The sequence below is a fragment of the Bacillus sp. es.036 genome (assembly GCF_002563635.1).
GTDB lineage: Bacteria > Bacillota > Bacilli > Bacillales > Guptibacillaceae > Guptibacillus.
Genome location: NZ_PDIZ01000001.1, coordinates 905,965 through 931,398, shown reverse-complemented (window position 1 = coordinate 931,398; position 25,434 = coordinate 905,965). Strand labels below are relative to the sequence as shown.

Below are 25,434 nucleotides of genomic sequence, written 5' to 3'. Positions count from 1 at the left end.
CTTACTTCGACTCCTTTGCACTATATTGTTCGTATTGTTCACGAAGGTTCTGTGGAAGCTCTTCGTACATGTTAGAAATAAGATCTGTTACTTTTTGCTTAGGAGTGCCATCTGCTTTCTTAATAGCCGCTTTGATTTCGTCCTTCGCATTATCAACTACTTCATTTTCTTTTTCTTCTGACCAAAGGTTTTTGCTCTCAAGATACTTGCGGAAGCGAACGATTGGATCTTTCTTTTCCCACTCGCTATCAAGATCTTCAGAACGGTAACGTGTTGGATCGTCACCAGCCATTGTATGTGGACCATAACGGTAAGTCATTGTTTCAATTAGTGTTGGACCTTCACCATTAATCGCGCGCTCACGAGCATCCGTAACTGCTTTATAAACAGCAAGAACGTCCATACCGTCTACTTGAACACCTTGAATACCAGCTGCAACTGCTTTTTGAGCGATTGTTTTCGCCGCAGATTGTTTTTCAACTGGAACTGAGATTGCGAATCGATTGTTTTGCACAACGAAGATCGCTGGAGCAGCATAAGCACCTGCAAAGTTCATTCCTTCATAGAAATCCCCTTGAGAAGCACCGCCATCACCAGTGTAAGTGATTGCTACGTTTTTCTTGCCTTTTTTCTTAAGTCCAAGCGCAACGCCAGCTGTTTGTGTAATTTGAGCACCAATAATAATTTGTGGGCTCAATACGTTAAGACCATCAGCCTGGTTTCCTACAAAGTGACCACGGGAGAATAAAAATGCTTTATATAGTGGAAGACCGTGCCAGATGATTTGAGGAACATCACGATAACCTGGAAGAATCCAGTCCTCTTTATCAAGTGCAAATTGACTTCCTAGTTGTGAAGCTTCCTGTCCTGCAGTTGGTGCGTAGAAGCCAAGACGTCCTTGACGGTTCAAAGAGATTGAACGTTGGTCAAGAATACGTGTGTACACCATGCGGCGCATTAATTCTTGAAGCTGCTCATCTGATAGTTCAGGCATTGCTTCTTCATTAACGATTTCGCCATTTTCATTTAGAATCTGGAACATTTCGAATTGGCCTTCGATGTTTTCGATGGTTTTAGTTCCCATACCTTTCACCTCATCCTTTCATTCATAAAGAGATAGATTATTGAATTGCAAATGTTGCAATTGTGAGTGGGTCGTTCAGTTTACAGACATCACTAGCATGTCCATTTCAACGTTATTAAATGACAAATACCATTCATTAATTTGCATTACTTAAGACAACACTCAATGTCATACCCTTAATTCTGAAGAAATAATCCCTAGTGCTATGTATTACTGTGAATAATAGTCTGTATCAGTAAGATTAAGGGAGTGCTTCTCTTCATGAGTAAGTTCGTTTTTAAGTTTACAATACAGTAAGTTTCAAGTCAATTAATTGATTTATTAATTGCATGTTAAGGGATGATATTAAAACTGTTACATTCTGTTTTGACAGACTGTATTAGTGTAAATAATTAGGAGAACAGATCTTTATAACTCTTTATGACGAGAAAAGGCTTCAAGTTCCATGTTAAAAATGCTTTCTCTTTTTAATTCGTTAAACGGCCGCGCGTTCAAAGTACTTTCTACTTACATAAAAAAAACCGCTCAGATGAGCGGTTTCTATTCTCCGTAATTCACATTTAATTCAGCTGATTCATAAAAAGCTTTTTTGGCTTCATTAAATTCAGATGTGAATTTGTTGAAACTTTCTTTGTGCTTAGCCACTTTGCCATATTTCTCGTTAACGACTTTAATTTGTTCTTGGAGTTGCTCTAAAGTTAGTTCTTTATCTTGTAGTGAGCTGTAGAGCTTTTGATCTTGTTCAACAGCTGTTTTGTATTCTTTATGTAGCTTTCCATAAGCTTCATAACGCTTATCCATAATTTCAATCAAGCTTTTGGCATCTTTCTTAGCTGCATCCGTTTCAAGGTCCTCTGTTAAATCTTTAACTTCCTCAAACTCTTCATATGCTTCATCGATGCTTTCTTTTTCCTTCTTTAAATACTCAAGTCGCTGATCTGCATTTTCTTCAGCTTCTTTCGAAAGCTTTTCAATCTTATCAAACTCTTCCATACTTAGTGCAACAATCTCATTATAAATGTCTTGCTCCTTTTTCTCTGCCTTCGCCAAAGGTTCTTGTTGTTCTCTAAATTGATCTTCAAGAGCAACAGCTTCCTCTAAATGGTCATACATTTTTTCTGCTGGGCTACCACCAAACTGACAACCAGCTAACCCAAGCATTAGAAAACAGAAAAACAGAGAAATAATTCCCAAACGATATTTACGTAGCAAAAAAAGTCCCCCCACATATCCAATTCATTCCATAATAATTACATCCCTGATTACTATACCATAATACAGATCTCAATAGAATACTCCATTTTTAATCAATGCTATAATTTACGCATATTCCTTCTAGACAGATCATTCAAGAGGATTCCCTGTTAAATCGGCTTGTGCTAAACTATCACTATTGTAAGATTCTCTTTTACACTGTGAAAAATGATGCTACTCGTACTTGTTCAGTATCAGCCGTCACTAATAAAAGAGCATTTGCTTTAACCCTTACAAAAAGTTGAATATACTTATGATAGACCGTTTCGAATAGGAGTGAAACATACCATGTTAACAATGAAAGATATTCGTAGAGAAGGGGATCCAATCCTAACTGAAGTTGCAAATGAAATTACCCTTCCTGCAACTGAAGAAGAAAAGCAAACCTTAAGAGAAATGCTTGAATTCCTTATTAATAGTCAAGATCCTGAAGCTGCCTTAAAGTATGAATTACGCTCAGGTATCGGAATTGCTGCACCACAAATCGGCATTAGCAAACGTATGATTGCGGTACACGTCTCTGACCATAGAGGCACGCTATATAGCTATGGCATTATGAATCCAAAAATCATTAGTCATTCCGTTGAAAAAACGTATTTAGATGGAGGGGAAGGCTGTCTTTCCGTTGATCGTGAAGTACCTGGTGCTGTACCGAGATATGCTCGGATTACAGTCAAGGGTGTTGATGCTGAAGGTAATCCACTAAAGCTAAGATTAAAGGGGCTGCCTGCAATCGTTGTACAACATGAAGTTGATCATCTTGATGGCGTTATGTTTTACGATCGGATTAACAATGAAGAAGCAAGTGAATTAACACCTTTAGGTCGATAAGCTTGATTCTACAATGAGCAAAGGGATCGCCGTATCAATAGGCGATCCCCTTTTTTTATAGTAAGCCTACTTTTTTTAACCCTTTTTGAATACCATTTTGGTCGACTGGATCCGTGATGTAATCAGCCACTTGTTTCACTTCTTCATATCCATTTCCCATTGCGACTCCTGTGCCTGCAAACTTCAACATTTCGATATCGTTGAGTGCATCTCCAAAGGCGTACGTATTTTCTCGTTTAAATCCAAGGTGATCAATCATAGCTTCTATCCCTTTCGCTTTTGAACCTCCAGGCGGAATCACGTCCATGGAGTAATCATGCCAGCGGATAAAATCAAGGTTTCCATATGCATCTCGATAGCCACCCTCATCATTACTTTCGCAAAACAGAAGAGCCTGATAAATTTCTCTATTGTGATAATAGGAAGGATCATATCCAGGATAATGCATTTTTAAGTCGTCCATGCTTTTCATAATATGAGGATGTTCATCATGGTTACTCATCATCGCTTCATGATCAAGGAATACCATGGGATGGCCATTTTTTTTGGCTTCTTCTTCAAGAACTGTAATTTCATCGCGGCTTAACGGATTTGTATGAACAACCTTGTCCTGGTGCTTCACGTATTGTCCATTAAAACTGATAAACGTGTCTATTCCAAGATCTTCTCTAAGATCGGCGAACATAAACGGCGCTCTACCTGTTGCAATGGCAACATGAACCCCATTCTCTGTTAGTGTTTTTAAAGCTTTCCGCGTTGACACTGGAATTTTTTTGTCATGATTAAGAAGTGTGCCATCAATATCAAAAAATACAATCTTTTCGTTATGCATCGTCATTCACCTGTTTCCGCTATTTTTTACTATAACTATCTTGAAAAACGTTATGCTGATTTTCTTATCGTGTTTGCTTCTGTTCTTTGATGTTTACCTGATAAATAAACTCCAAAAAACACAAGTAGCAATCCTACAATCATAGGTAGTGTGATGTTTTCATTTAAATAAAGGCTTCCCCAGATCAAGGCGGTGACAGGTACAAGGTATGTCACTAATGTCGCAAACTCTGCGCTACCATGTTGAATCATATAATAGAAGAGCAAATATGCAAGACCCGATCCGAACACACCTAGACCAATTAGCGCTATTAGAATATCACGTTGAAGGAGTAACGTAAACTGAATACCCCCTTCTCCACTAATAAGCATCATTAGAAGTCCTCCTATCGCTCCGATCGTTAACGTAATGAACGACAACACATCAACAGGTACGCCCTTTAAGTTCTTTTTTGTATATTGAGAAGCAAACCCATAGCAACTTGTAGCGATTAACATTGGAAAAACCCCTCTCCACTCGCCTTTTACCAATGCACTTAGATCAAGATCAATTAAAAAAAGGATGCCGATAAATCCAACGATAATACCAGTCCACTGTTTCAGAAATAGCATTCGCCCAAATAAAAAAGCGCCAAGAATACTTGTAAATAGTGGTGTAGTAGCATTTAACGTAGCAGCAAGGCTACTCGAGATCCGTTCTTCACTAAGCGCAATCATTCCCCAGGGAATGAGCGCATTCATAATCCCTACTAGAATAAGACTTCCCCACTTATGATTGCCTTTTAACTTCTTTATTCTTCCTCTTATCATTAAATAAAGAAAAATCGATACTGCACCAAGTAAGCAGCGAAAAAAGACTACGCCCCAAGGCCCCGTAATCGGAACAATCAATTTAATGAACATGAACGACATGCCCCAAATTAAACTCAATGAAATAAGCGCAACATATAACTTCAAATCTCATCCTCCTTATAAGCTAATTCATTAACATGTTACATGATTAAGGAAATGGTGTCCCTACCATTTCTCCATCTTTTTCCAAACTAATTCTTTACGCCGTGATCAATAATAAAAATAGTTATTAAAAAAAGGAAGGATGAGCTTAATGTATCGAAAAATGAAACGTAAATTAAAAAAAACCTGGAGGAACGTGCTATTTCCACAACCTAAATATTCCATTGATTAACCTTTTCTACCCTTAAATTCGTGCAAATTCTCCTATTTCTTATGGAAATGTGGTTAGAAACATGAAAAAGAAACCAATTTCCTATATAATAAACGAAGATGCACACAAATTGTCTGAGTTAAGGAGAGATTTAGAATGATTTATAAGGTATTTTATCAAGAGACAAAAAAGGAGGTTCCTGTAAGAGAGCGAACAATGAGCCTTTACGTAGAGGCTACTTCTGAACGGGAAGTTCGCTACAAATTAAAGGACCGCGACCTTAATATTGAATTTATTCAAACCGTGGAAGATGACTTCCTGGCGTTTGAGCAAAAATCAGAGCACTTTGAATTGGAGAATGTATAGACTATGAAATTTGTTAAAAATCATCAAACCGCCGTGTTCGCTTTAGGTGGACTCGGAGAAATCGGTAAAAACATGTACGGTATTCAGTTTCAGGATGAAATTATCCTTGTTGATGCTGGGATTAAATTCCCAGAAGAAGAATTACTAGGAATTGACTACGTTATTCCCGATTATTCTTATCTCGTTAAAAACCAGGATAAAATCAAAGGTTTATTTATCACTCACGGTCACGAAGACCATATAGGCGGCATCCCTTACTTACTTCGTGAAATTAACGTGCCAATCTATGGTGGTAAGCTTGCATTAGGTTTTATTCGCAATAAGCTTGAAGAGCACGGACTTCTTCGAGGCGCTTCTTTAAATGAAATCACAGAAGAAGACATTATTAAGTTCCGTAAAACATCAGTAATGTTCTTTAGAACAACTCACAGTATTCCTGATTCCTATGGTGTTGTTGTTAAAACACCTCCTGGTAACATCGTTCATACGGGAGACTTTAAGTTTGATTTCACACCGGTTGGCGAACCCGCAAACTTAACTAAAATGGCCGAAATCGGTAAAGAAGGTGTTCTAGCGCTTCTTTCTGATAGTACAAATAGTGAAGTTCCAGGCTTTACAATGTCTGAGAGCCGCGTTGGGGAAACCATCCAGGATATCTTTAGAAAAGTAGATGGCCGTGTCATTTTCGCAACTTTCGCATCAAATATTCACCGCCTTCAACAGGTTGTGGAAGCAGCAGTTGAAAACGGACGTAAAGTAGCAGTCTTCGGACGCAGTATGGAATCTAACATTACGATTGGTCAGGAACTTGGGTACATTAATGCACCTAAAGATACATTTATTGATGCGAATCAAATCAACCGTCTTCCAGAAAATAAAGTAACGATTCTTTGTACAGGAAGTCAGGGAGAGCCGATGGCTGCTCTATCTCGAATTGCGAACGCGACACATCGTCAAATTCAAATCATTCCTGGAGATACAGTTGTTTTCTCTTCTTCACCTATTCCTGGAAACCAGGTAAGCGTATCGAGAATCATTAACCAACTATCTCGCGCAGGTGCTGATGTGATTCACCATAAACTAAGTGACATCCATACTTCTGGTCACGGTGGACAAGATGAGCAGAAGCTTATGCTTCGTCTCATTAAGCCTAAATTCTTTATGCCAATTCACGGTGAGTACCGTATGCTTAAGATGCATACAAAGCTTGCACAAGATTGTGGCATTCCGCAGGATCATTCTTTCATTATGGATAACGGTGAAGTTCTCGCACTAAGCGAAAATGAAGCCTCCATTAGTGGTAAAATTCCTTCTGGATCTGTCTATGTTGACGGAAAAGGAATCGGGGACATTGGCAACATTGTGCTACGAGATCGTAAAATCCTTTCTGAAGAAGGTCTTGTTATTGTTGTTGTCTCCATTAACATGAAAGAGTTTAAAATTCTTTCCGGACCTGACATCATTTCTCGTGGATTTGTCTACATGAGAGAATCCGGTGATTTGATTAATGATGCTCAAGAGCTTTTATCAAAGCATCTGAGTGGTGTAATGGAAAAGCGTACAAGCCAGTGGTCTGAAATTAAGAATGAAATTACAGATACTCTTGCACCTTTCCTATACGAAAAAACGAAGCGTCGTCCAATGATCCTTCCAATCATTATGGAAATTTGATCAAATAAAAACAGCCTGTCGATCGTTCGACAGGCTGTTTTTTATGTGTAAAGATTAATCACGATTTAAAATTTGTCGCTCAAGGCGGTTAATGTCCTGATCTGAGCCAATTACGATAAGAATATCACCTTTTGATATCTTTTGATCAGCTTGAGGCGAGACGATAATCTCATCACCTTTTTTTATGGCAACAATATTTGCACCATACTTTGCGCGAATATCCAATTCAATGATTGTTTTATTATCCATCCTCGAGTTTGCGATCAGTTCTACAATGCTGTGCTCATCAGAGAGTTCTAAATAGTCTAATACACTATTTGAGATCATGCTATGAGCAATCCGAACACCCATATCTCGTTCGGGATGCACAATTTTATCTGCACCAATTTTGTTTAATACTTTTTCATGATAATCATTTTGGGCTTTTACCGTAATTTTACTTACGCCCAATTCCTTTAGAATTAACGTCGTTAATATACTCGATTGAATATTATCACCAATGGCTACGATAACGTGATCAAAGTTACGAATACCAAGGTTTTTAAGAACACTTTCATCAGTTGAATCAGCGATAACAGCATGTGTCGCTACAGAAGAAAACTCATTCACTTTATCTTCATCCATATCAATCGCAAGAACTTCCATTCCCTGCTGACTTAGTGACTTACAAATGCTTCCTCCAAAACGACCGAGTCCAATAACGGCAAATTGCTTTTTCAAGACACACTCCTCCTACTCATTCAGAAAGAAACGCGCGCCAGCAACATTGCTGACGCACTATCATATCTATCCTACCACTCTTATCATCAGTGTCAATATTTCTTCTTCAGGACTTATTCCCCTTTACATACTCTGCGTCAAATAAGAATAGCCTCATTAATAACACGAGGGAAGGCACGAGTAAGCAAAGACCAGCTATAAAGGCGATAACAAGATATACGCCAGTTGTTTCGTTCGTATACCCTGAATAAATGGTAATGTGATCATATAAAATCCACGGTAAGTGAGAAATGCCATACCCGAAGAATGCGAAAAAGAATTGAAGCATCACGAAAATAAATGCTGTTCCATATCGTTTACGTTGGAAAATCAAATACGTCGCGATTAAAAAACAAAAAAGTGAAGCAATAAAGAACCAGGCATAATCTAGCGTTCGTTCGAAATGCACGGAATTATGTTGTTGTAGTGCTACGAAAACCAGAATACTCGATAGAATCGTTGGTGCACTCCAAAACAGCGCGTACTTTCTAAGCAGTTCAAGCGCGGGCTCATCGTTCGCCCGACTAGCATAGTAAGTGAGAAACGCCGCACTAATAAAGAGCACGGATACAATCGCAAGCAGGACAACAGACCATGAGTAAAAACTTGAAAATAGTTCTCCAGCAAGAAATTTCACTTCTCCGTTAACCTCTTCAATAAAGCCACCTTCTGATAACGTTAAAGCAGTTGAAAGTGAAGCTGGGATCAATAAGCCTGTAACCCCATATAAAAACGTATAAACTCGGCTTTTCTTCGCTCCATAGTTTCCAAATGCATAAAATGACCCTCGTATCGCCAGAAGAATAATGGCGATGCTACCTGGTACAAGTAAAGCCGTTCCATAATAATAGGCCGTATCAGGGAAAAAGCCTACGAGGCCAACGAAAAAGAAAACAAAGAAGACATTGGTCACTTCCCATACAGGTGATAAATAACGACTAATGATTTTATTAATAATGTGGTCGCGTCCCGTAAGCTCTCCATAGTAAGCAAAGAAGCCCGCTCCAAAATCAATGGAGGCCGTAATGAGATAGCCATAAAGAAAAACCCACAGAACGGTGATTCCAAGTAATTGAATATCCATTTTTTCACCCCTTTTATTGAAAGCTCTTATTTCCTTCTAGCAATTTCCTCTAGCTCATTTTCGGCTGGATTCGTTTTGAACATTTTTCTAAGCACAGTTACACAAAGCGTGCCAAGTACAATATATAGGAGAAGGAAAAGAACAAACATCCATCCTACACCATTTGCAGACGTAGCAGCATGACCCGTCCTCATTATGTCCCATAGAATCCACGGTTGACGGCCCACTTCCGAGAAAATCCATCCAAATTCGATTGCAAGAACTGAGAGCGGTCCAGCAAGGACGATGAGTCTCAAGAACCATTTATTTTCGGTATTAAAACGTTTTAATCGAAGAGCGATCATAAAAAAGAACGTTAAAGCGGCCAAAAACATCCCGATGCCGACCATCCCATCAAATAAATAGTGGATGTAAAGCGGCGGTACTTCATCTTCCGGAACTTGATCAAGTCCCATTACTTCAGCATTAGGATCACCATGGGCAAGAATACTTAAGAAATTAGGTAAAACAAGACCATATTTCACTTCGTTCGTTTCGTCATCTAGAAAACCACCAACAACGAGATCAGCATTTTCAGACGTCTCAAAATGCCACTCTGCAGCAGCTAGCTTACTCGGCTGGTACTCAGCTAAATATTTCCCTGAAAAATCTCCAATGACAGCTGTTCCGATCGCAAAGATAAAACCGGCCGTCATCGTCAATTTGAGCGCTTTTCGATAATACGTACTTCGCTTTCCCTTTAACATATGGAACGCTGTAATAGCGGCTAGTACGATCGCAGAAGTTAAATATGCTGACATCACAACGTGCCCAACCTTTGTTGGCGTTGCAGGATTAAACATTGCTGCAAGCGGTTGGATATTGGTAAGCACACCATCTACCATATCAAAACCCTGCGGGGAGTTCATAAAAGCATTAACTGTTGAAATAAAGACAGCGGATAACGTTGAGCCAATGACAACTGGGATTGAAATTAACCAGTGGTAGATCGGCTTTTTAAACCTGTCCCAAGTATAAAGATAGATTCCTAGAAAAATCGCTTCAAAAAAGAAAGCAAATGTTTCAAGGAATAGCGGTAAACTAATGACTTGACCCGCCAACTGCATAAAATTAGGCCATAAAAGTGATAATTGTAACCCAATAGCAGTACCTGTCACAACACCTACCGCTACGGTAACGACGAAACCTCTCGCCCACCTCCGAGCAAGTAACGTATAATAGGGATCGTTTCGTTTAATCCCGATCCATTCAGCTAGACTAATTAATAACGGGACACCGACACCTAACGTCGCAAAAATAATGTGAAAGCCTAACGTTAGACTTGTTAAAAGACGACTTAGCATCGCTGAATCTAGTTCCAAATTGCTCATCCCCTTTGTACCAATTTCTCATCATCTGTTACTCATCTTCCCTTATCAATGCTCATAGAAACAGTGAACCTCTTGTTTACACCTTTATTATGAATCATCACTGAGATTGTGACAAGTATCACAATCTTTTTTCGTAAGAATAATTTTTTGTTCGTTAATAATCTGTTCACATTTATTAAAATTTCCTATCGATAAGCTCTATCCCCCAAAAAAAAGAAGCCAAGCAGGCTTCTTTTTTTAAACAGCATCCATCATATTAAACTGTGATTTTACAAGCTCATAGTAAGTTCCGCCTTTACGCATCAACTCACTATGATTTCCTTGTTCTAGGATTCGACCGTGGTCAAGAACGATGATATTATCCGCTTCACGAATGGTAGAAAGTCGATGTGCAATCATAATGGCCGTTCGACCTTCTAGGACGACATTCAATGCTTCTTGAATTTTAAGCTCGGTTTCTGTATCAATGCTTGCAGTAGCTTCATCTAAGATAAGAATACGGGGATCAGCGAGCAGTGCTCTCGCAAAGGACAATAGCTGCCTCTCACCAACCGAGAGAACGTTTCCTCTCTCCTCTACTTCTGTTTCATAACCATTGCTTAAGCGCTGAATAAAGTGATCAGCCCCTACCGCTTTAGCTGCTTCGATCACGTCTTCATCACTTGCACCTGGACGTCCAAAACGGATGTTTTCCATAATGGTTCCGGAAAAAATGAACGTATCTTGAAGAACGACACTCACCTTCTCTCGCAAACTATCGAGTTTCACGTCTTTTAAATCCATTCCATCAATTCGAACGGTTCCACTGGTCGGATCATAGAAACGACTAATTAAGTTTGCAATGGTTGATTTTCCTGAACCGGTATGGCCAACAAGCGCAACTGTATCACCCGCTTGCATTTTCAAACTTAACTCATGGAGCGCTTTACGACTTTCATCATAGGAAAATTCAACATTTTCAAACGTGATTTCTCCTTTAATATCGTCGAGCTCAATTGCGTTTTTCTTTTCAGGGACATTTGGTTGTTCATCTAGAAACTCAAATATTCTTTCTGAAGAAGCCATAGCTACAAGGAGTTGGTTGTAAACTTGCCCTAAACGAGAAATAGGTTCCCAGAACATCCCTAAATAGAAAGCAAACGTTACGAAAACACCGTAATCCATTCCATTTTGAATAAGATAAACACCAAACCAAATTAAAATGGCCGTTCCAATTGCATTTGACATTTCAACAAACGGTCTAAAAATAGCACTCTTTTGCGTGGCATCTTTCCAGCTTGCGTAATTCTCTTGATTTACGCCCTGGAAAAATTCCATGTTTCCTTTTTCCTGGGTATAGGATTGAGTAACGCGAATTCCCTGGATACTTTCATTTAAGTGTGAATTAATTTTCGCCTGCTTGATTCGAACATCCTGCCAGGATCGACGGATTCGTTTTCTTAAGCTCGTTGAGATTAAAAACATAAGCGGCAAAATGATCATAATTGCGAGCGTTAATTGAGGACTTAACACAAACATAATCACAATGATTCCTAGTAATAAAACAATATCCATTAGTAGGTTAATAACACCACTTGTGAAAAGCTCCTGCATGGAGTTCACATCATTGATAATTCGAACGAGGATCGAACCTGCCGATCGTTTATCGAAAAAGCCGTGGGAAAGTCGCTGAATATGCTTAAACAAACCCTGTCTAATGTCATAAATAATATATTGACCAAGTTGATTGGTCCATTTAATTCGATACGTATTGGCAATCCACGATAGCAAATACAAGCCTGCTATTCCAAAAATCAATTGGACAAGTAACGTTTGATTTTGATTCTTTATTGCGTGATCAAACAACAAGACCCCGATGAAAATCGGGACAATTAGTCGAACTGCTGTTGAAAGCAGCATTGAAATAATCGCTTTTGGTAATAAACTTTTCTTATAAGGTTCCATATACCCAAGCAGGCGTGACATCTGTTTCCAGTTAAACTGCTTTTCAATCGCTGTATCCTGCGAATAATGGAACCGTTCTCTTCGATTTTGCTTCAAGCCTTCACCCCATTTCATCCAGTCTGTTTGGCCATTATCTCCTTACGATCTTGGTATTGAATATCGTAAATACTCCGGTAATATCCATTCTGTTCAATCAATTCTTGGTGCTTCCCACGCTCAACAATTTCTCCTTCGTTTAATACAAGGATTTCATCTGCGTGTTTAAGTGAAGAAATTCTGTGCGCGATGATAAAGGTTGTTCTCCCTTTCATCACTTCTTCAAATGCTTTCTGAATCTTTACTTCCGTCTGCATATCAACTGCGCTAGTGGCGTCATCAAGAATTAAAATACTTGGATCTGTTAAAATTGCACGTGCAATCGCGATCCGCTGTTTTTGGCCACCAGAGAGTCCCATACCACGCTCTCCTAAAACGGTATCGTATCCATTTGGCATTTCCATGATAAAGTCATGTGCCTGTGCTCTTTTTGCAGCATCCTGAATAGCATCAAACGAGATGTCAGGATCACCGTAAGCAATATTGTCTCTGATCGTTGACGAAAAAAGAAATGTCTCTTGAAGAACGACGCCGATATTTTTTCGGAGCGATTTCAAGCTATACTCATTAATATTTCGACCATCAATCATAATCTCACCGCTATTAGGTTCATAAAACCGTGCGATGAGCTGAGTAAGCGTCGTTTTACCAGCTCCTGTTGCTCCTAATAAACCAATCGTCGTCCCTTTCGGAGCATGAAATGAAATGTTTTTTAACGCTTCATCGTCATCAACAGCATACTGATGGGTTACATTGTTAAAGGCTACATTTCCTTCAAGACGGTCAACGTTAACAGCGTCTTTATAATCGTAAATATCTTCGGGCTCATCAAGAATTTCCAGCAACCTTTCACCTGACGCTTTTGATTGAGAGAAGGTGTTGATGACAAATCCAAGATTCATTATTGGCCAGATGATATACCAGACTAAACTAAAGAAAGCGACTAGTTCACCTGGCTGTAGCTGGTTTTGAAAGACAAGATAACCACCATAAGATAGAAGAAAAACAACACATAAGTTACCGATAAACTCCATTAGCGGAAAGAATTTGGCCCAAATATAAGACGTTGTTAAGTAGTTATCACGGTAATCCGTATTACTATTTACAAATTTATCAATTTCGAAATCTTCTCTTGAGAGCGATTTGACGGTGTTAATGCCACTAATATTTTCTTGTACTTTTGTATTCAAGCGTGCCATCGACTTTCGAATCCCACGGAATGCAGGATGGACCCGCTTATCAAATTGATAAACGACAATCGCAAGAAAAGGCAGCATCCCTAACGTAACGAAAGCTAGCGGAACTGAATAGCTAAACATTACGATTAAACTAAAGCTTATGATAAGAACAAAATTGATCACCTGAGCAAATCCAAACGATAAGAAAAAGCGAAAACCTTCTACGTCAGCGGTTAAACGCGACATTAAGTCTCCCGTTTTTGCATTATCATAATAACGAAAAGGCAAATACTGCAGTTTTTTATAAAGCTCCTCTCTTAGCCTGTAAACAGCGGTAACGCCAAACAGATCTCCTAAATATTGTTGAAAAAATGTAGCTGTCCCTTTCACGATCATAATTCCTATAAAACCAAATGCAAGATACGGAACCCATTTGTATTCTTGCTTAAGGATGACGTCATCAATTGTGAATTGAAGAAGCATAGGATATAGGACGGTAATACCTGTTACAAATAGAAGGGAAAACACAGACCATAGAAAAAGGTTCTTATATGGCCAATAAAAGTCTTTCAATCTTTTAAACGTTTCCATTCCAACACCACCTTTTGACAGTATGTAATGATAAATAGAGTGACAATATACATAATATATCGGAATTCGAAATAAATAACCACCTATTCGGCCTAAAATTCGGAATTTTTTAAATGAGTGGTAACTGTGCAGAGTTTTTCCAAGACAAAAAGGTTAATTAAACTAAAATAAACCCCAGAGAGCAGCGCTCTCTGGGGTTAGTTGATTTTATTTAAGTGTTTCTTGGCCTGGCTTCCAGTTAGCCGGGCAAAGGCCACCAGTTTGTAGTGCTTGAAGGACGCGAAGTGTTTCGTCTACGTCACGGCCAATATTGTTATGGTTCACAACAGAGTACTGAAGCTCACCTTCAGGGTTAATGATGAATAGTCCGCGAAGTGCAACACCTTCATCTTCAATGAATACGCCGTATTCTTTTGATACTTTGTGGTTTGTATCTGCAGCTAGTGCATAGTTAAGATCACCAAGACCATTATCATTACGGTCTGTATTGATCCATGCAAGGTGTGTATGAATTGTATCAGTTGATACACCGATTACTTCAGCATCAAGATCGTCGAATTCTTCGAAACGATCGCTTAGTGCTGTAATTTCAGTTGGGCATACGAATGTAAAGTCCATTGGATAGAAGAAAAGGACTGTCCATTTATCGTTCTTCATATTTTCTTCAAGGCTTACTTTGCCAAATTCTTTGTTTGTCATCACTGCTTCCATTTCGAAGCGAGGTGCTTGTTTACCTACCATGCGTTCTACCATGTGTAAATCCCTCCTAGAAAATATCCTGCGGCTTTCGCCCACAAATGACATTATAGTACACGATTTATTTTTAGTCAATATTAAATGATAATTAATTTAATGTGGGTTAATTACCTTCCCCCACTATCGTACCCACGTTTACCGCGTACTAAACAGGGTAGTTTTAGTATATCGAAAATCATTTCATTCGTCGCGTATTAACGCTTTACTTGAATTATGATGACAATTTTCGCTATAATTTGACCGAGTGCTTATCCTATTTATGTAGTAGGAACCAAAGGAGGAAGTCTATTGAATTTATTTGACAACATTAACTGGGAAGGTTTCTTAGTGGATACGGGCATAATTGTTCTTAAGCTTATTGCTATCTTAATCATTTACGCCATTGTAAAAGCAATTGGAAACCGATTTATTGAACGAACCTTTACTCAAGTATCTGAGAAACAAAACATGAGCCCTGGAAGAGCGAACACGCTGAAGAATCTATCAAAAAGCATTTTTACGTACATTCTACTCTTTATGGCTGTTGCTATTATTTTTGAAACATTTGGCTTTGACATTAAAGCGTTAATTGCTGGGGCCGGTATTATCGGACTTGCTGTCGGTTTTGGGGCTCAAGGTCTTGTGAGTGACGTTGTCACAGGTTTCTTCATTCTTCTTGAGAAGCAAATGGATGTTGGTGATTACGTCACTGCAGGCGGTTTCGGTGGAATTGTAGAGGAAGTTGGTCTTCGTACCACACATATCCGTTCATTCGATGGAACATTGAACTATGTACCTAACCGTGAAATTAGCTCACTAAGCAACCATTCTCGTGGTAACATGCGGGCGCTTGTTGACATCGGCATTTCTTACAGTGACAACATTGATGAAGCGATCCGGGTCATTCAAAAAGTATGTGACAACGTTGCTGCAACAAACGAAGCCGTTGTCGAAGGACCTGATGTTCTAGGCGTGCAAAATCTTGGTTCATCTGATGTTGTTCTTCGTGTACTATGTCGAACACAAAACATGGAACAATGGGGTGTGGAACGACAGCTTCGCAAAGAAATTAAAGAAGCACTTGATGCCAACGGAATTGAAATTCCATTTCCTCACCAAGTATTTATCGAAAAGAAAGAACAGTAGTTTAACACCGATTTTTCATGGGTAATATAATCACACATACAAAACAGGAGTGTGATTCAGTTGCCTTACAATTCTAAAAGTGAATTGCCAGATCAAGTGAAAGACAACTTACCGAGCCACGCACAGGATATTTTCAAAGAAGCGTTCAACTCCGCTTCTGAGCAATATGATGCTGAGAAAACGGCCTTTAAAGTCGCTTGGAGTGCAGTGGAAGAGAAATACGAAAAGAATAACGATGGAAACTGGGTAAAAAAAGATAATGAATAGCTAAGCAAAAACCCCTAATATCGCATTAGGGGTTTTTTTGCGTTTCTTATTGGTAGCGACTGTCCACTTGCTGACATACTTGATCAGCTGTCATGCCATCCGCATTAATCACTGATCCTTGCGTACTAACCGACTGCATCCCCATCACATTTTGATCCTGACCAGAGACAACACAACAGTCACAGCCATTTGCATCACTTTCTTGCTTTAGAGATACAACCTCATATCCTTTTGCTTGTAAAGCTTGAGCCACATCAGAAAGCGTGTCTTCAACAGCGATTCGTTTCATTTTAATCAATCCTTCCCTTTTAATTATGTAACATGACACCCCCTTATGTTCCCCAACGATCGTTGAAATATACACTACGAAACGTTAAAAGCCTTCAGGTATAGTTACCTGAAGGCTCATGTACTTAGTTTGCTATTTCATTTAAGTAGGATGTTAGCGCAAGGTACGCCGTCTCCATTGCCGATTCATCTGGTTTTAATGTAGATGTATGAAGACCCGATGAAGAATTTACACCAAGCCAGAACATAAATCCAGGAATTTCTTTTAAGAAATAACCAAAATCTTCACCAGTCATGGCTTCTCGGCATTCAACTAATGATACGTCAGAAAGACGCTTCATGTTATCCATAAACGTCTGTACGTGCTCAGGCGTATTGTTCACTTGATAATAGTTTGAACCGTAATCAATAGAAGCTTTACACTCAAATGAGGCCTCAACCCCTCTTACCATCGCTTCAATACGTGTCTTTACTTTTGACATTGAATCAGCCGAAAGCGTACGAATTGTACCTTCTAATCGCGCTTTTTCTGCAATGATGTTTTGCTTCGTACCTCCGTCGATCTTCCCAACTGTGACAACAGCTGAGTCGAGCGGATCGACATTCCTCGCTACAATAGATTGAAACTGGGTAACAAGATGGCTAGAAGCAACGACCATATCACGCGTATGATGTGGGTATGCGGCATGCCCACCTTTACCAGTTAAATCAATAAACAGCTCAGATGTATTCGCAAAAAGCAAACCCGGTCTTGTTGCGATCGTTCCAACTGGATATTCAGGCGCTATGTGTAATGCCATCATTTGATCAGGCTTCCACGCTTTAAACTCTTCACTATCTAGCATTGGTAGCGCACCGCCCGGGCCTTCTTCTGCCGGTTGAAAAACAAATAACAAATTATCTTTCACGCAATGAGTTGCATAGTATTCAAGGATTGAGAGTGCAATTGTCATATGAAGATCATGTCCACATGCGTGCATGTATCCTTCATGCTCAGATTGAAACTCATACCCAGTCTCTTCCTTAATCGGAAGGCCATCAATATCGGTTCGATACCCGATTGTTTTTGACGGACTTTCTCCTTGAACTAACACAAGAATACCCGTTCTCCAGGTTTTCACCTGGAGACGGTCCTGTGGTAAGTTTTCAATAAAATGAAGCAAATACTGCTGCGTCTTAAATTCCTGGAAACCTAGTTCAGGAATTCGATGTAAATCTCTTCGGACAGATGTCATATCCATCGGAATTAGTCGTTTTGTAGCTGACGAAGCTCTTTTTTGATTTCTGTTTTCGAACGAGTTTGATCATCAATTTTCTTAAGTACTCGTGCTGGTGTTCCAGCAACTAGCGTATACTCTGGAACATCTTCTGTGACAATCGCACCAGCTGCAACTACTGAACCTTTTCCTACTTTCACGCCTTCTAGAACGACTGCGTTTGCACCAATCACAACATCGTCTTCGATGACAACAGGGCTAGCAGATGGAGGCTCAATAACACCTGCAAGAACAGAACCTGCGCCGATATGACAGTTCTTACCGACAGTCGCACGTCCACCAAGAACAACGTTCATGTCGATCATAGTTCCTTCACCCACAACAGATCCAATATTGATCATTGCGCCCATCATGATAACAGCGTTATTTCCAATTTCCACTTGATCGCGAATAACAGCTCCAGGCTCAATACGTGCTTGAATACCTTTAAGATCAAGCATTGGAATTGCAGAATTACGGCGATCGTTTTCTACAACGTAATCTTCAATATTTGAAGCTTCAGAGTCAAGTGCCTTTTTAATGTCTTTCCACTCTCCGAAAAGAACACCAGTATTCCCTGTAATGAATGACTTCGTGTTACTACCAAAGTCAATTCCTTCAAGGTTTCCTTTAATATGTACTTTCACAGGAGTTGATTTCTCACTGTTTTGAATAAAGCTAATAATTTCGTTTGCATCCATCATTTTCATTGGAAAATTCCTCCTTTGTTATCATGCTTATAAAACAAAGCATGTTACACATTTTATCGTACATGATCGTTTACGTGAAGTCTAATCTTACAAGCTATTCACTTAATAATTCCACAAACTTTTGAACTTGCTTCAATTGCATTGCGGTATCATTGGTTAATAACCACGTATCTCTCTTTAATGGCAATCCCTCACCATCTTTTAGAGGAATGCGAAAATACTCTTTATCATTCTCTGTAATGCTAATCGAAGGTAGTATGGCATAGCCGATCCCATTTAACGCCATCTGCTTACACGTTTCAATTTGATCTACGACGATCGTTTTCTTTGGGGGTGCGAATGACTGAGTTTGCCACCACTCTTGTATTTCCTGAAAATAAGTCGAATCACTCTTAAACTGGATAAACGGTTTTTCTGTTTCCTTCAACTCTTCCATCGATTGAATCGCTGTATCCACAAGGTAAAGCTCATCTGAAAGCAAGTACTGACTTCTCCCTCGCCAATCCGGCTTTCCTCGAATGATCCCAATGTGAATATCATCTTCATACAAGTAGCGTAAAATGTCACTGCTCCATCCTGTAACAAGTGAGATTTTTACGCTTGGATAATGTTCAACAAACTTCTTCAACACTGCCGGAAGCCAATATTGTCCAATAATCGACGCAACAGCTAATTTTAACGTTCCGTGAACTTCTGAGCTTAACGCAGTCAACGCTTCAAACACTTTTTCTTCTCTCCGAATCGTATCATTCGCAAAAGCAATAATTCGCTCACCCGCTGGTGTAATCGTTAATCCTCTTTGGGATCTAAGAAAAATCGGAACACCCCACGCTTTTTCAATTGTTTGAAGTCGTTGACTTAACGCTGGTTGGGAAACATACAATCTTTCAGCGGCTCTTCGCATATTTGCTTCTTCAGCTAGGATCGATAACACTTGATATTCAGAGCTCATCGAAGCCCTCCTTTCTCACCAATAAGATTTAATTATAAGAATAACTTATCGTAATTCATTATTATAATCTAATTTCATTATGGAAGAAAGGTGACTATACTATGAATGAGATCTTTCGTATGGAGATGATGTTCATGGATTCGCTTTTCTTATTTGGCATTGGGCTTATTGCCACCTTTGTCGGCACTTTATCAGGAAGCGGAGGTCTGATTAACGTGCCTTCGATGATGTTACTAGGCCTTCCCATTCATTCTATTATTTCAGCGAACAAGTTTTCCAATATGCTAAGCTCATTCTCTAGCTTTTATGTATTATTGAAGAGAAAAGAATTATCAATGAAGGAAGCACTAAAAACTGGCCCTATTGCGCTATGTGGTGGCGTTCTTGGTGGTCTATTTGCCTCCTTACTTTCCGAGCAGGCCCTTCAAATTTTCGCAGGTACAATGCTTGTTCTTGCATTAGCTTTATCCTTTATAAAAAAAGGGCAGTCAAATCATTCATCGCATAAGGTACCCGGTAAATCTTTGCCTTTCATTGGTCTTATTGGGTGGTATGACGGAACATTCGGTCCTGGACAGGCGACCCTACAGATGCATCTCTTTCGTCAAAGCGGAATCGCCTATCTGACTTCCATTGGACTCACAAGATTTAATACATTTTTAAGCTGTACGGGAGCCGTCATCGTCTATTTACTTAACGGTCATCTTAGTATGGCAATTGCCCTTCCTCTTGCAGCTGGATCCATTACCGGGGCTCAACTTTCTGTTCGAATGGCAAATAAACTTTCTTTTCGTCAAGTAAACTGGTTACTACGGTCGATGACGATTCTTTTGATTTTTCAAGTTTGCTATAGCCTTATAAAAACTCAATTTTAGGAGTGAGCTGAAATGGTTATCGACTATCTACGCCTTCACCATGTTCAAATTTGCATACCGACAGGGAAGGAAGAGAAAGCGAAACAATTCTATATTGAAACATTAGGCTTTGTAGAAATAAATAAACCAGAAGCGTTAAAGAAAAATGGTGGCTTCTGGCTTAAAGGAGCGAACATTGAGCTTCATATTGGAACAGAGGACACGATCATTCCTGGTAAAAGACACCCTGCATTTGAGATTAATAACCTAAATGATGTAAGAGCGTATCTCGAAAAACGTGGCATTACGATTCAAGAAGAAACACCAATCGAAGGTCTTCAGCGCTTTACCTTCTTTGATCCTTTCTGTAATCGAATTGAATTCCTTTCACGTATAGCTAAACCCGACTCTTGACCGAGCCGGGTTTTTCCTCAATTTTATTCATGATGAAATTCTTTTTCGTCGGAAGTTGACTCCGCTTTTTTGGGTAAAAAAAGAACCAGAACAAAACTTATGAGTGCGAAGACAGCTACTCCCCCATATACCCATTTTAATGAAGTAGTTAATCCATTTTGTAACAGTTCAAGAACTGTTGGGTCAAGACTTTTTCTCTTTGCTTCATCAAGTAACTGATTCGCTGTATTGATATTCACCTCATCACTTGAGGTATGATTTGCTAAGTATTTCTGCAGACGGCTATTTAAAATACCGCCAAGTAATGCTGCACCGACTGCACTTCCTAATGTTCTCATAAACATATTTGTAGCAGTTGCAATGCCTCTCTGTTTCCATGAGACAGCGCTTTGAATGGCTACGATAAACGTTGTAGAGGTTAACCCCATTCCTACCCCAATGAAAAACGAACCAACTCCTGCAAAAATAGGGCCAAGTGCAGGAGTCATTAAAAGATAGATGGCAGAACCACTAATAAGCGCGATACCTCCGAGCACTGAAGTGACTCTAAATCCAATTTTGATCACAAGCTTCCCAGCAATCGTTGATGCAATCGGCCACCCAATCGACATCGTTGTAAGGGTAAAACCTGCAATGATAGGGGGCTCTTCCATAACTCCTTGAACAAATGTCGGAAGAAAACTCGAAACTCCGATTAAAATCATCCCGGTTGTAAACGTAACTGAATTTGAAATAGCGATAACAGGGTCCCGCCAAATCCCAAGTGGCATTAGCGGTTCTTTCGCCTTTCGTTCTACTCTAAAAAACAGAACCATCGCTACAATTGAAATACTGACGAAAATTAAGATCGGAGCTGATGTCCAAGCCCAGTGAACTCCTCCTTCAATTAACACGACCATTAGCGCACTGATGGACATAAGTAGAAGTGCTGCTCCTGCATAATCGATTGATTTTCTTTCTTTATCAATGGATTCATGAAGCAGAAGAACAATCCCAATCAGCGATAAAATACCAAGCGGGATGTTCATCCAAAAAACCCAGGCCCAATCTAAGTATTGAACAAAAACACCGCCAAGGGCTGGTCCTGCAATAGCTGAAATCCCCCATACACTTGCAAGATATCCCTGTATTTTCGCTCTTTCTTCCATTGTATACATATCTCCTACAATCGTAAGAGCAATCGGTTGAACGGCCCCTGCTCCAATCCCCTGAATGAGCCTAAAAAGGATAAGCGCTTCCATTGACTCCGCAAACCCACATAAAAGTGACCCGATTAGAAAAATCACGACGCCAATCGTATAAATAGGCTTTCTTCCAAATAAATCAGAAAGTTTCCCGAAAATCAGCACTGTGATGGCAGACATTAATAAGTATGCTGAAAAAACCCAGCTAAATGTTGAAAATCCACCAAGATCACCTACAATGCCAGGCATAGCTGTGGAAACAATCGTTCCTTCAATTGCCGCCATAAACATACCAATTATAATCGCTCCGAGAACGAGTGGTCGGTTTGTTTCTTTTTTTCTAATACTATAGGATATTTGATTTGTTAGCGATTTCATTTTTCTCAACTCCACCTATGTAAAAAAGCCCGGTTAAAGAACCGGGTAAATCTTTATGACTGTCGTACGGAAGATTCATGTAAATAACGGTTAACGAATTTAAGAAGCGCTCTTCTCGTCAATATACCTTTGAAGATGTTCTCATCATCAACAACACAGAGAAACGGGTGGTCAATCGCTAACTTTAACCCTTTAAAAAAACCATCTTTTTCATTGATGCACGGTATATCCGTATTCATGACTTCCTGGACAACTAATTCACTTAACTTTTCAAATTCAATTCGCTCAATCCCTAATATAGAATCGAGGATTAGCGGCTGACTGATCAATCCTTTTAACCGATATTCTGTATCTAATACGGGTATCGATGAATAGCCTGACTTGATCAAGATAAGCATTGCGTGCTCCAAAGGATTCGTCAGCTGTACATGCGCCACTTTTTCTGCTGAAATTACAAGATCTTCAATTCCTGTTTCATACAAATTAGGTACTTCCATATGTTTTGCCATTTAAAACGTCCCCTCAAGCATGATTCGCCCTGTTAATTTTCTCTAAGGAAGGTCTGCTTTTATAGTAACATGAATGGGGATTGTCCGTTAACTGTAAGTCAATTAATGCTCATAAATCATTTTTCGAGTCATGCCACCATCCACCACCAGATTCTCACCAGTCACAAAATTATTCGCTTCATTTGTTAGAAAGAGACACGCACGTCCAATATCAGAAGGTTTCCCCACTCTTTTTGCCGGGTGTTGCTCATGATCGACCTTACGCAGAGAATCATAATTCTCCACTTCAATCCAACCAGGGCTTATTGAATTGACGGTGATACGGTCGTCAGCAAGGGAAATAGCAAGCGCGTGTGTGAGCGCTACGATTCCACCCTTCGTAGCAGCATATGCTTCACTGTTTGGTTCTGACATAGAAGCTCTTGTAGAAGCGATGTTGACGATTGATCCTCCGTTATTTTTTCTCATTACGGCTGCCGCTGCTCGTGACCCAAGAAAAACGCTTCTTAAATTTGTGTTTATAACCTTGTCCCATTCGTTCACGCTTAGCTCATCCATTTGCTTGAATTCTGATAATCCTGCGTTGTTAACTAAAATGTCTAATCGTCCATATTTCTCTTCTACATTATTAAAAAGACTGGTGATCGCCTCTGGCTCACTTACATCTGTTAGGATGATATCTGTCGCATCTTTTGTCATTAAACGTTTCGTTTCTTTGCAACCTTCTTCATTTACATCAGCAAGGATAACGCGATACCCCTGCTCGCTAAAAGCAATCGCAACGCCTCTCCCTATTCCATGACCAGCACCTGTTACAACAGCGACTTTATCCATCAATTTCTCCTCCTAGAACCACTTTTTCCGTTTGAAATAAACAAGCATTACCCCAGTAATGATAATCATCACAATCCACACAGCTGGATAACTCCACTCCCAACTTAATTCAGGCATATTGTTGAAGTTCATTCCATAAATTCCTGCAATAAACGTTAATGGAATAAAAATAGTGGAAACGATGGTTAACACTTTCATAATTTCATTCATTTTCATACTTAAACTAGAATAATACACATCCAATAAGCCATATAATTGACCTCTTGATGTTTCGACCATATCGTTCGCCTGAACGATGTGGTCATGGATATCTTGTAAGTAAAAAGAGATATCTTCTTTAATGTAAGAAACTTTGCGATTAATTAATTTGTTCACAACTTCTCTAACAGGCCATACTGTTTTCTTTAATTGAAGGATGGTGTTCTTATACTGATTAATATCTTGAAGCGAATGATTATCAGGATCTTCCATGATCATTCCTTCAAGCTGAGCAATTCGATCATCCATCTCATCCATTATGATAAGGTATTGATCAAATATGACATCGAGTAACGAATAGAAAAGAAAATCAGAACCGCTTTTTCTTATACGCCCCTTACTTTCTTGTAGCTGAAGGCGAACAGGATCAAATAAATCACCCCGCTTTTCCTGGAAAGTAATGACGGTATTTTCCATCAAGATAAAACTCACTTGCTCATCATCAAGATCCGGGCTTTCTTCTGGTAAGTCAAGCATTTTTACAATCGCCAATAAATGATCTTCAAAAAAATCGATTTTTGGTCGATGCTCGGTATTTAAAATATCTTCTGTTGTTAATGGGTGTAACCCCACATGCTTGCTTATTTGATCAATTAGTTGAACATTATGTACACCATTTACATTAACCCAAGTAACTTTTTCGGAATCAATCATCGTTTTCACTTCATCAAGTGATGCATTCTCGTATTCGTCAATTCCATCACTGTCGAAAGCGATAGCTGAAATGGTTACTTCTTCTGTTTGTTCATCCCCAATATAAACCAGAGACCCTGGTGGCATTCCTTTTTTTTGAGTTCGATTTCTTCTTAATTTCGTTCGTATCCCCATTGTTACTTCACCTCAATTCTATTTTAAAATACCCTGATTCTAAGATTTAAAAACACATCATCACCTTCTAGCCAACTCTTCCTCGTTTTGCCAAAGAAAAAAAGCCCCAAATCGGGCTAGAGCACGTCTTCCTTCCTAATCACTTCTTCATACTTTTCCCACACCATTTCAAGGTCAGACTTTGCAGAATCTGTTTTGATTGCATTCCATACAACTGCCATAAAAAGAGCCAGTCCAAGAAACAGTACAACCATCGTTAGCAATACCCCTACCATCGAAGTCCTCCTCTGTTTATTTCTTTCCATCATATGTGTAGAGAAAAGATAAGATGTCGGAATAAACAGAAAAAACTTGATTCTTTTATGAAATTACGGTAAGGTACGTTAAATAAACATTTATCCAATTCACTCATCAACTTTTGCTAAAAATAGGAGGGTAATAAAAGTGGAACATTCAAGAGAAGAGATTAGAAAGATTGAAGAAAAGGCGAAGGAAGATCAAAAACGTGCACAAAAAGCGAAGGAAGTTGTAAAGGAAGCGAAAAAAAACGCTAATCCCCAGCGTGAAAAGAACGAATTTCCTTCTCATCCATAATAA

Annotated in this window: 27 protein-coding genes; 8 read left to right on the top strand and 19 right to left on the bottom strand. The window is 39.3% G+C overall.

What is annotated here, in order from left to right; translation table 11 throughout:
• Position 1: 1 nt before the first annotated feature.
• Together pdhA and ATG70_RS04815 are read right to left on the bottom strand one after the other, a co-directional pair.
• Entirely contained in the window at positions 2 to 1,084 is a 1,083-nt protein-coding gene (gene pdhA / locus ATG70_RS04820) for a pyruvate dehydrogenase (acetyl-transferring) E1 component subunit alpha (RefSeq protein WP_098443228.1), read from the bottom strand.
• 540 nt (positions 1,085 to 1,624) lie between these two features.
• Positions 1,625 to 2,296, bottom strand: coding sequence for a YkyA family protein (locus ATG70_RS04815; RefSeq protein ID WP_098443227.1), 672 nt, complete (start codon positions 2,294 to 2,296; stop codon positions 1,625 to 1,627).
• Positions 2,297 to 2,626: 330 nt separating this feature from the next.
• Between ATG70_RS04815 and def the strand changes: the two genes are divergently transcribed.
• The gene (gene def, locus ATG70_RS04810; protein ID WP_098443226.1) at positions 2,627 to 3,169 is read left to right on the top strand and encodes a peptide deformylase; all 543 of its coding nucleotides are present in this window, start codon (positions 2,627 to 2,629) and stop codon (positions 3,167 to 3,169) included.
• A 55-nt stretch (positions 3,170 to 3,224) separates the two neighbouring features.
• On the opposite strand, the gene ATG70_RS04805 is transcribed toward def, so the two are convergent.
• Both ATG70_RS04805 and ATG70_RS04800 read right to left on the bottom strand, forming a co-directional pair.
• The gene (locus ATG70_RS04805) at positions 3,225 to 4,001 is read right to left on the bottom strand and encodes a Cof-type HAD-IIB family hydrolase (RefSeq protein ID WP_098443225.1); all 777 of its coding nucleotides are present in this window, start codon (positions 3,999 to 4,001) and stop codon (positions 3,225 to 3,227) included.
• Positions 4,002 to 4,051: 50 nt separating this feature from the next.
• On the bottom strand, positions 4,052 to 4,957 hold the full coding sequence (locus ATG70_RS04800) for a DMT family transporter (protein WP_098443224.1): 906 nt from the start codon (positions 4,955 to 4,957) through the stop codon (positions 4,052 to 4,054).
• 364 nt (positions 4,958 to 5,321) lie between these two features.
• Here ATG70_RS04800 and ATG70_RS04795 point away from each other — a divergent pair, with 364 nt between their 5' ends.
• Entirely contained in the window at positions 5,322 to 5,531 is a 210-nt protein-coding gene (locus tag ATG70_RS04795) for a DNA-dependent RNA polymerase subunit epsilon (protein ID WP_098443223.1), read from the top strand.
• A 3-nt stretch (positions 5,532 to 5,534) separates the two neighbouring features.
• Positions 5,535 to 7,202, top strand: a complete 1,668-nt coding sequence (gene rnjA, locus ATG70_RS04790) for a ribonuclease J1 (protein WP_098443222.1) — start codon at positions 5,535 to 5,537, stop codon at positions 7,200 to 7,202.
• Positions 7,203 to 7,256: 54 nt separating this feature from the next.
• Here rnjA and ATG70_RS04785 read toward each other — a convergent pair whose 3' ends face one another.
• From ATG70_RS04785 to ATG70_RS04760, 6 genes are all read right to left on the bottom strand, one after another.
• Positions 7,257 to 7,922 carry a potassium channel family protein gene (locus ATG70_RS04785; RefSeq protein WP_098443221.1) on the bottom strand — a complete coding sequence of 222 codons (666 nt, stop codon included), beginning with the start codon at positions 7,920 to 7,922 and terminating at the stop codon, positions 7,257 to 7,259.
• A 106-nt stretch (positions 7,923 to 8,028) separates the two neighbouring features.
• On the bottom strand, positions 8,029 to 9,045 hold the full coding sequence (locus ATG70_RS04780; RefSeq protein WP_098443220.1) for a cytochrome d ubiquinol oxidase subunit II: 1,017 nt from the start codon (positions 9,043 to 9,045) through the stop codon (positions 8,029 to 8,031).
• Positions 9,046 to 9,071: 26 nt separating this feature from the next.
• A complete protein-coding gene (locus tag ATG70_RS04775; protein WP_257147618.1) occupies positions 9,072 to 10,406 on the bottom strand; it encodes a cytochrome ubiquinol oxidase subunit I in 1,335 nt (444 codons plus the stop codon).
• A 246-nt stretch (positions 10,407 to 10,652) separates the two neighbouring features.
• Positions 10,653 to 12,473, bottom strand: a complete 1,821-nt coding sequence (locus ATG70_RS04770; protein WP_098443219.1) for an ABC transporter ATP-binding protein — start codon at positions 12,471 to 12,473, stop codon at positions 10,653 to 10,655.
• Positions 12,470 to 14,224: an ABC transporter ATP-binding protein gene (locus tag ATG70_RS04765; RefSeq protein WP_098443218.1), complete on the bottom strand. Its 1,755-nt coding sequence runs from the start codon at positions 14,222 to 14,224 to the stop codon at positions 12,470 to 12,472. The genes ATG70_RS04770 and ATG70_RS04765 overlap by 4 nt, the downstream gene beginning before the upstream one ends.
• A 207-nt stretch (positions 14,225 to 14,431) precedes the next feature.
• Complete coding sequence (locus ATG70_RS04760) at positions 14,432 to 14,977, bottom strand: peroxiredoxin (RefSeq protein WP_098443217.1); 546 nt, start codon at positions 14,975 to 14,977, stop codon at positions 14,432 to 14,434.
• Positions 14,978 to 15,268: 291 nt separating this feature from the next.
• Between ATG70_RS04760 and ATG70_RS04755 the strand changes: the two genes are divergently transcribed.
• Positions 15,269 to 16,105, top strand: coding sequence for a mechanosensitive ion channel family protein (locus ATG70_RS04755; RefSeq protein WP_098443216.1), 837 nt, complete (start codon positions 15,269 to 15,271; stop codon positions 16,103 to 16,105).
• 60 nt (positions 16,106 to 16,165) lie between these two features.
• On the top strand, positions 16,166 to 16,372 hold the full coding sequence (locus ATG70_RS04750; RefSeq protein WP_098443215.1) for a ChaB family protein: 207 nt from the start codon (positions 16,166 to 16,168) through the stop codon (positions 16,370 to 16,372).
• A gap of 46 nt (positions 16,373 to 16,418) precedes the next feature.
• On the opposite strand, the gene ATG70_RS04745 is transcribed toward ATG70_RS04750, so the two are convergent.
• From ATG70_RS04745 to ATG70_RS04730, 4 genes are all read right to left on the bottom strand, one after another.
• On the bottom strand, positions 16,419 to 16,661 hold the full coding sequence (locus ATG70_RS04745; RefSeq protein WP_098443214.1) for a YkuS family protein: 243 nt from the start codon (positions 16,659 to 16,661) through the stop codon (positions 16,419 to 16,421).
• A gap of 124 nt (positions 16,662 to 16,785) precedes the next feature.
• On the bottom strand, positions 16,786 to 17,901 hold the full coding sequence (locus ATG70_RS04740) for an N-acetyldiaminopimelate deacetylase (protein ID WP_098443213.1): 1,116 nt from the start codon (positions 17,899 to 17,901) through the stop codon (positions 16,786 to 16,788).
• 5 nt (positions 17,902 to 17,906) lie between these two features.
• On the bottom strand, positions 17,907 to 18,626 hold the full coding sequence (dapD, locus tag ATG70_RS04735) for a 2,3,4,5-tetrahydropyridine-2,6-dicarboxylate N-acetyltransferase (RefSeq protein ID WP_098443212.1): 720 nt from the start codon (positions 18,624 to 18,626) through the stop codon (positions 17,907 to 17,909).
• A 94-nt stretch (positions 18,627 to 18,720) separates the two neighbouring features.
• The gene (locus ATG70_RS04730) at positions 18,721 to 19,578 is read right to left on the bottom strand and encodes a LysR family transcriptional regulator (protein ID WP_098443211.1); all 858 of its coding nucleotides are present in this window, start codon (positions 19,576 to 19,578) and stop codon (positions 18,721 to 18,723) included.
• Positions 19,579 to 19,679: 101 nt separating this feature from the next.
• On the opposite strand from ATG70_RS04730, the gene ATG70_RS04725 reads away from it, so the two are divergent.
• Positions 19,680 to 20,453 carry a sulfite exporter TauE/SafE family protein gene (locus ATG70_RS04725; protein ID WP_257147617.1) on the top strand — a complete coding sequence of 258 codons (774 nt, stop codon included), beginning with the start codon at positions 19,680 to 19,682 and terminating at the stop codon, positions 20,451 to 20,453.
• A gap of 12 nt (positions 20,454 to 20,465) precedes the next feature.
• Entirely contained in the window at positions 20,466 to 20,846 is a 381-nt protein-coding gene (locus ATG70_RS04720) for a VOC family protein (protein WP_098443210.1), read from the top strand.
• 23 nt (positions 20,847 to 20,869) lie between these two features.
• On the opposite strand, the gene ATG70_RS04715 is transcribed toward ATG70_RS04720, so the two are convergent.
• The 5 genes from ATG70_RS04715 to ATG70_RS22380 form a co-directional block, all read right to left on the bottom strand.
• Positions 20,870 to 22,408 carry an MDR family MFS transporter gene (locus ATG70_RS04715; protein WP_098443209.1) on the bottom strand — a complete coding sequence of 513 codons (1,539 nt, stop codon included), beginning with the start codon at positions 22,406 to 22,408 and terminating at the stop codon, positions 20,870 to 20,872.
• Positions 22,409 to 22,461: 53 nt separating this feature from the next.
• Positions 22,462 to 22,917 (bottom strand): cyclic-di-AMP-binding protein CbpB, encoded by a 456-nt coding sequence (gene cbpB / locus ATG70_RS04710; protein ID WP_098443208.1) that lies wholly within the window; start codon positions 22,915 to 22,917, stop codon positions 22,462 to 22,464.
• 102 nt (positions 22,918 to 23,019) lie between these two features.
• A complete protein-coding gene (locus ATG70_RS04705) occupies positions 23,020 to 23,751 on the bottom strand; it encodes an SDR family NAD(P)-dependent oxidoreductase (RefSeq protein ID WP_098443207.1) in 732 nt (243 codons plus the stop codon).
• 12 nt (positions 23,752 to 23,763) lie between these two features.
• A complete protein-coding gene (corA, locus tag ATG70_RS04700; protein WP_098443206.1) occupies positions 23,764 to 24,837 on the bottom strand; it encodes a magnesium/cobalt transporter CorA in 1,074 nt (357 codons plus the stop codon).
• 116 nt (positions 24,838 to 24,953) lie between these two features.
• Positions 24,954 to 25,112, bottom strand: coding sequence for a hypothetical protein (locus ATG70_RS22380; protein WP_160919201.1), 159 nt, complete (start codon positions 25,110 to 25,112; stop codon positions 24,954 to 24,956).
• Positions 25,113 to 25,281: 169 nt separating this feature from the next.
• On the opposite strand from ATG70_RS22380, the gene ATG70_RS22375 reads away from it, so the two are divergent.
• The gene (locus ATG70_RS22375; RefSeq protein WP_160919200.1) at positions 25,282 to 25,431 is read left to right on the top strand and encodes a hypothetical protein; all 150 of its coding nucleotides are present in this window, start codon (positions 25,282 to 25,284) and stop codon (positions 25,429 to 25,431) included.
• The last annotated feature ends 3 nt before the right edge of the window (positions 25,432 to 25,434 follow it).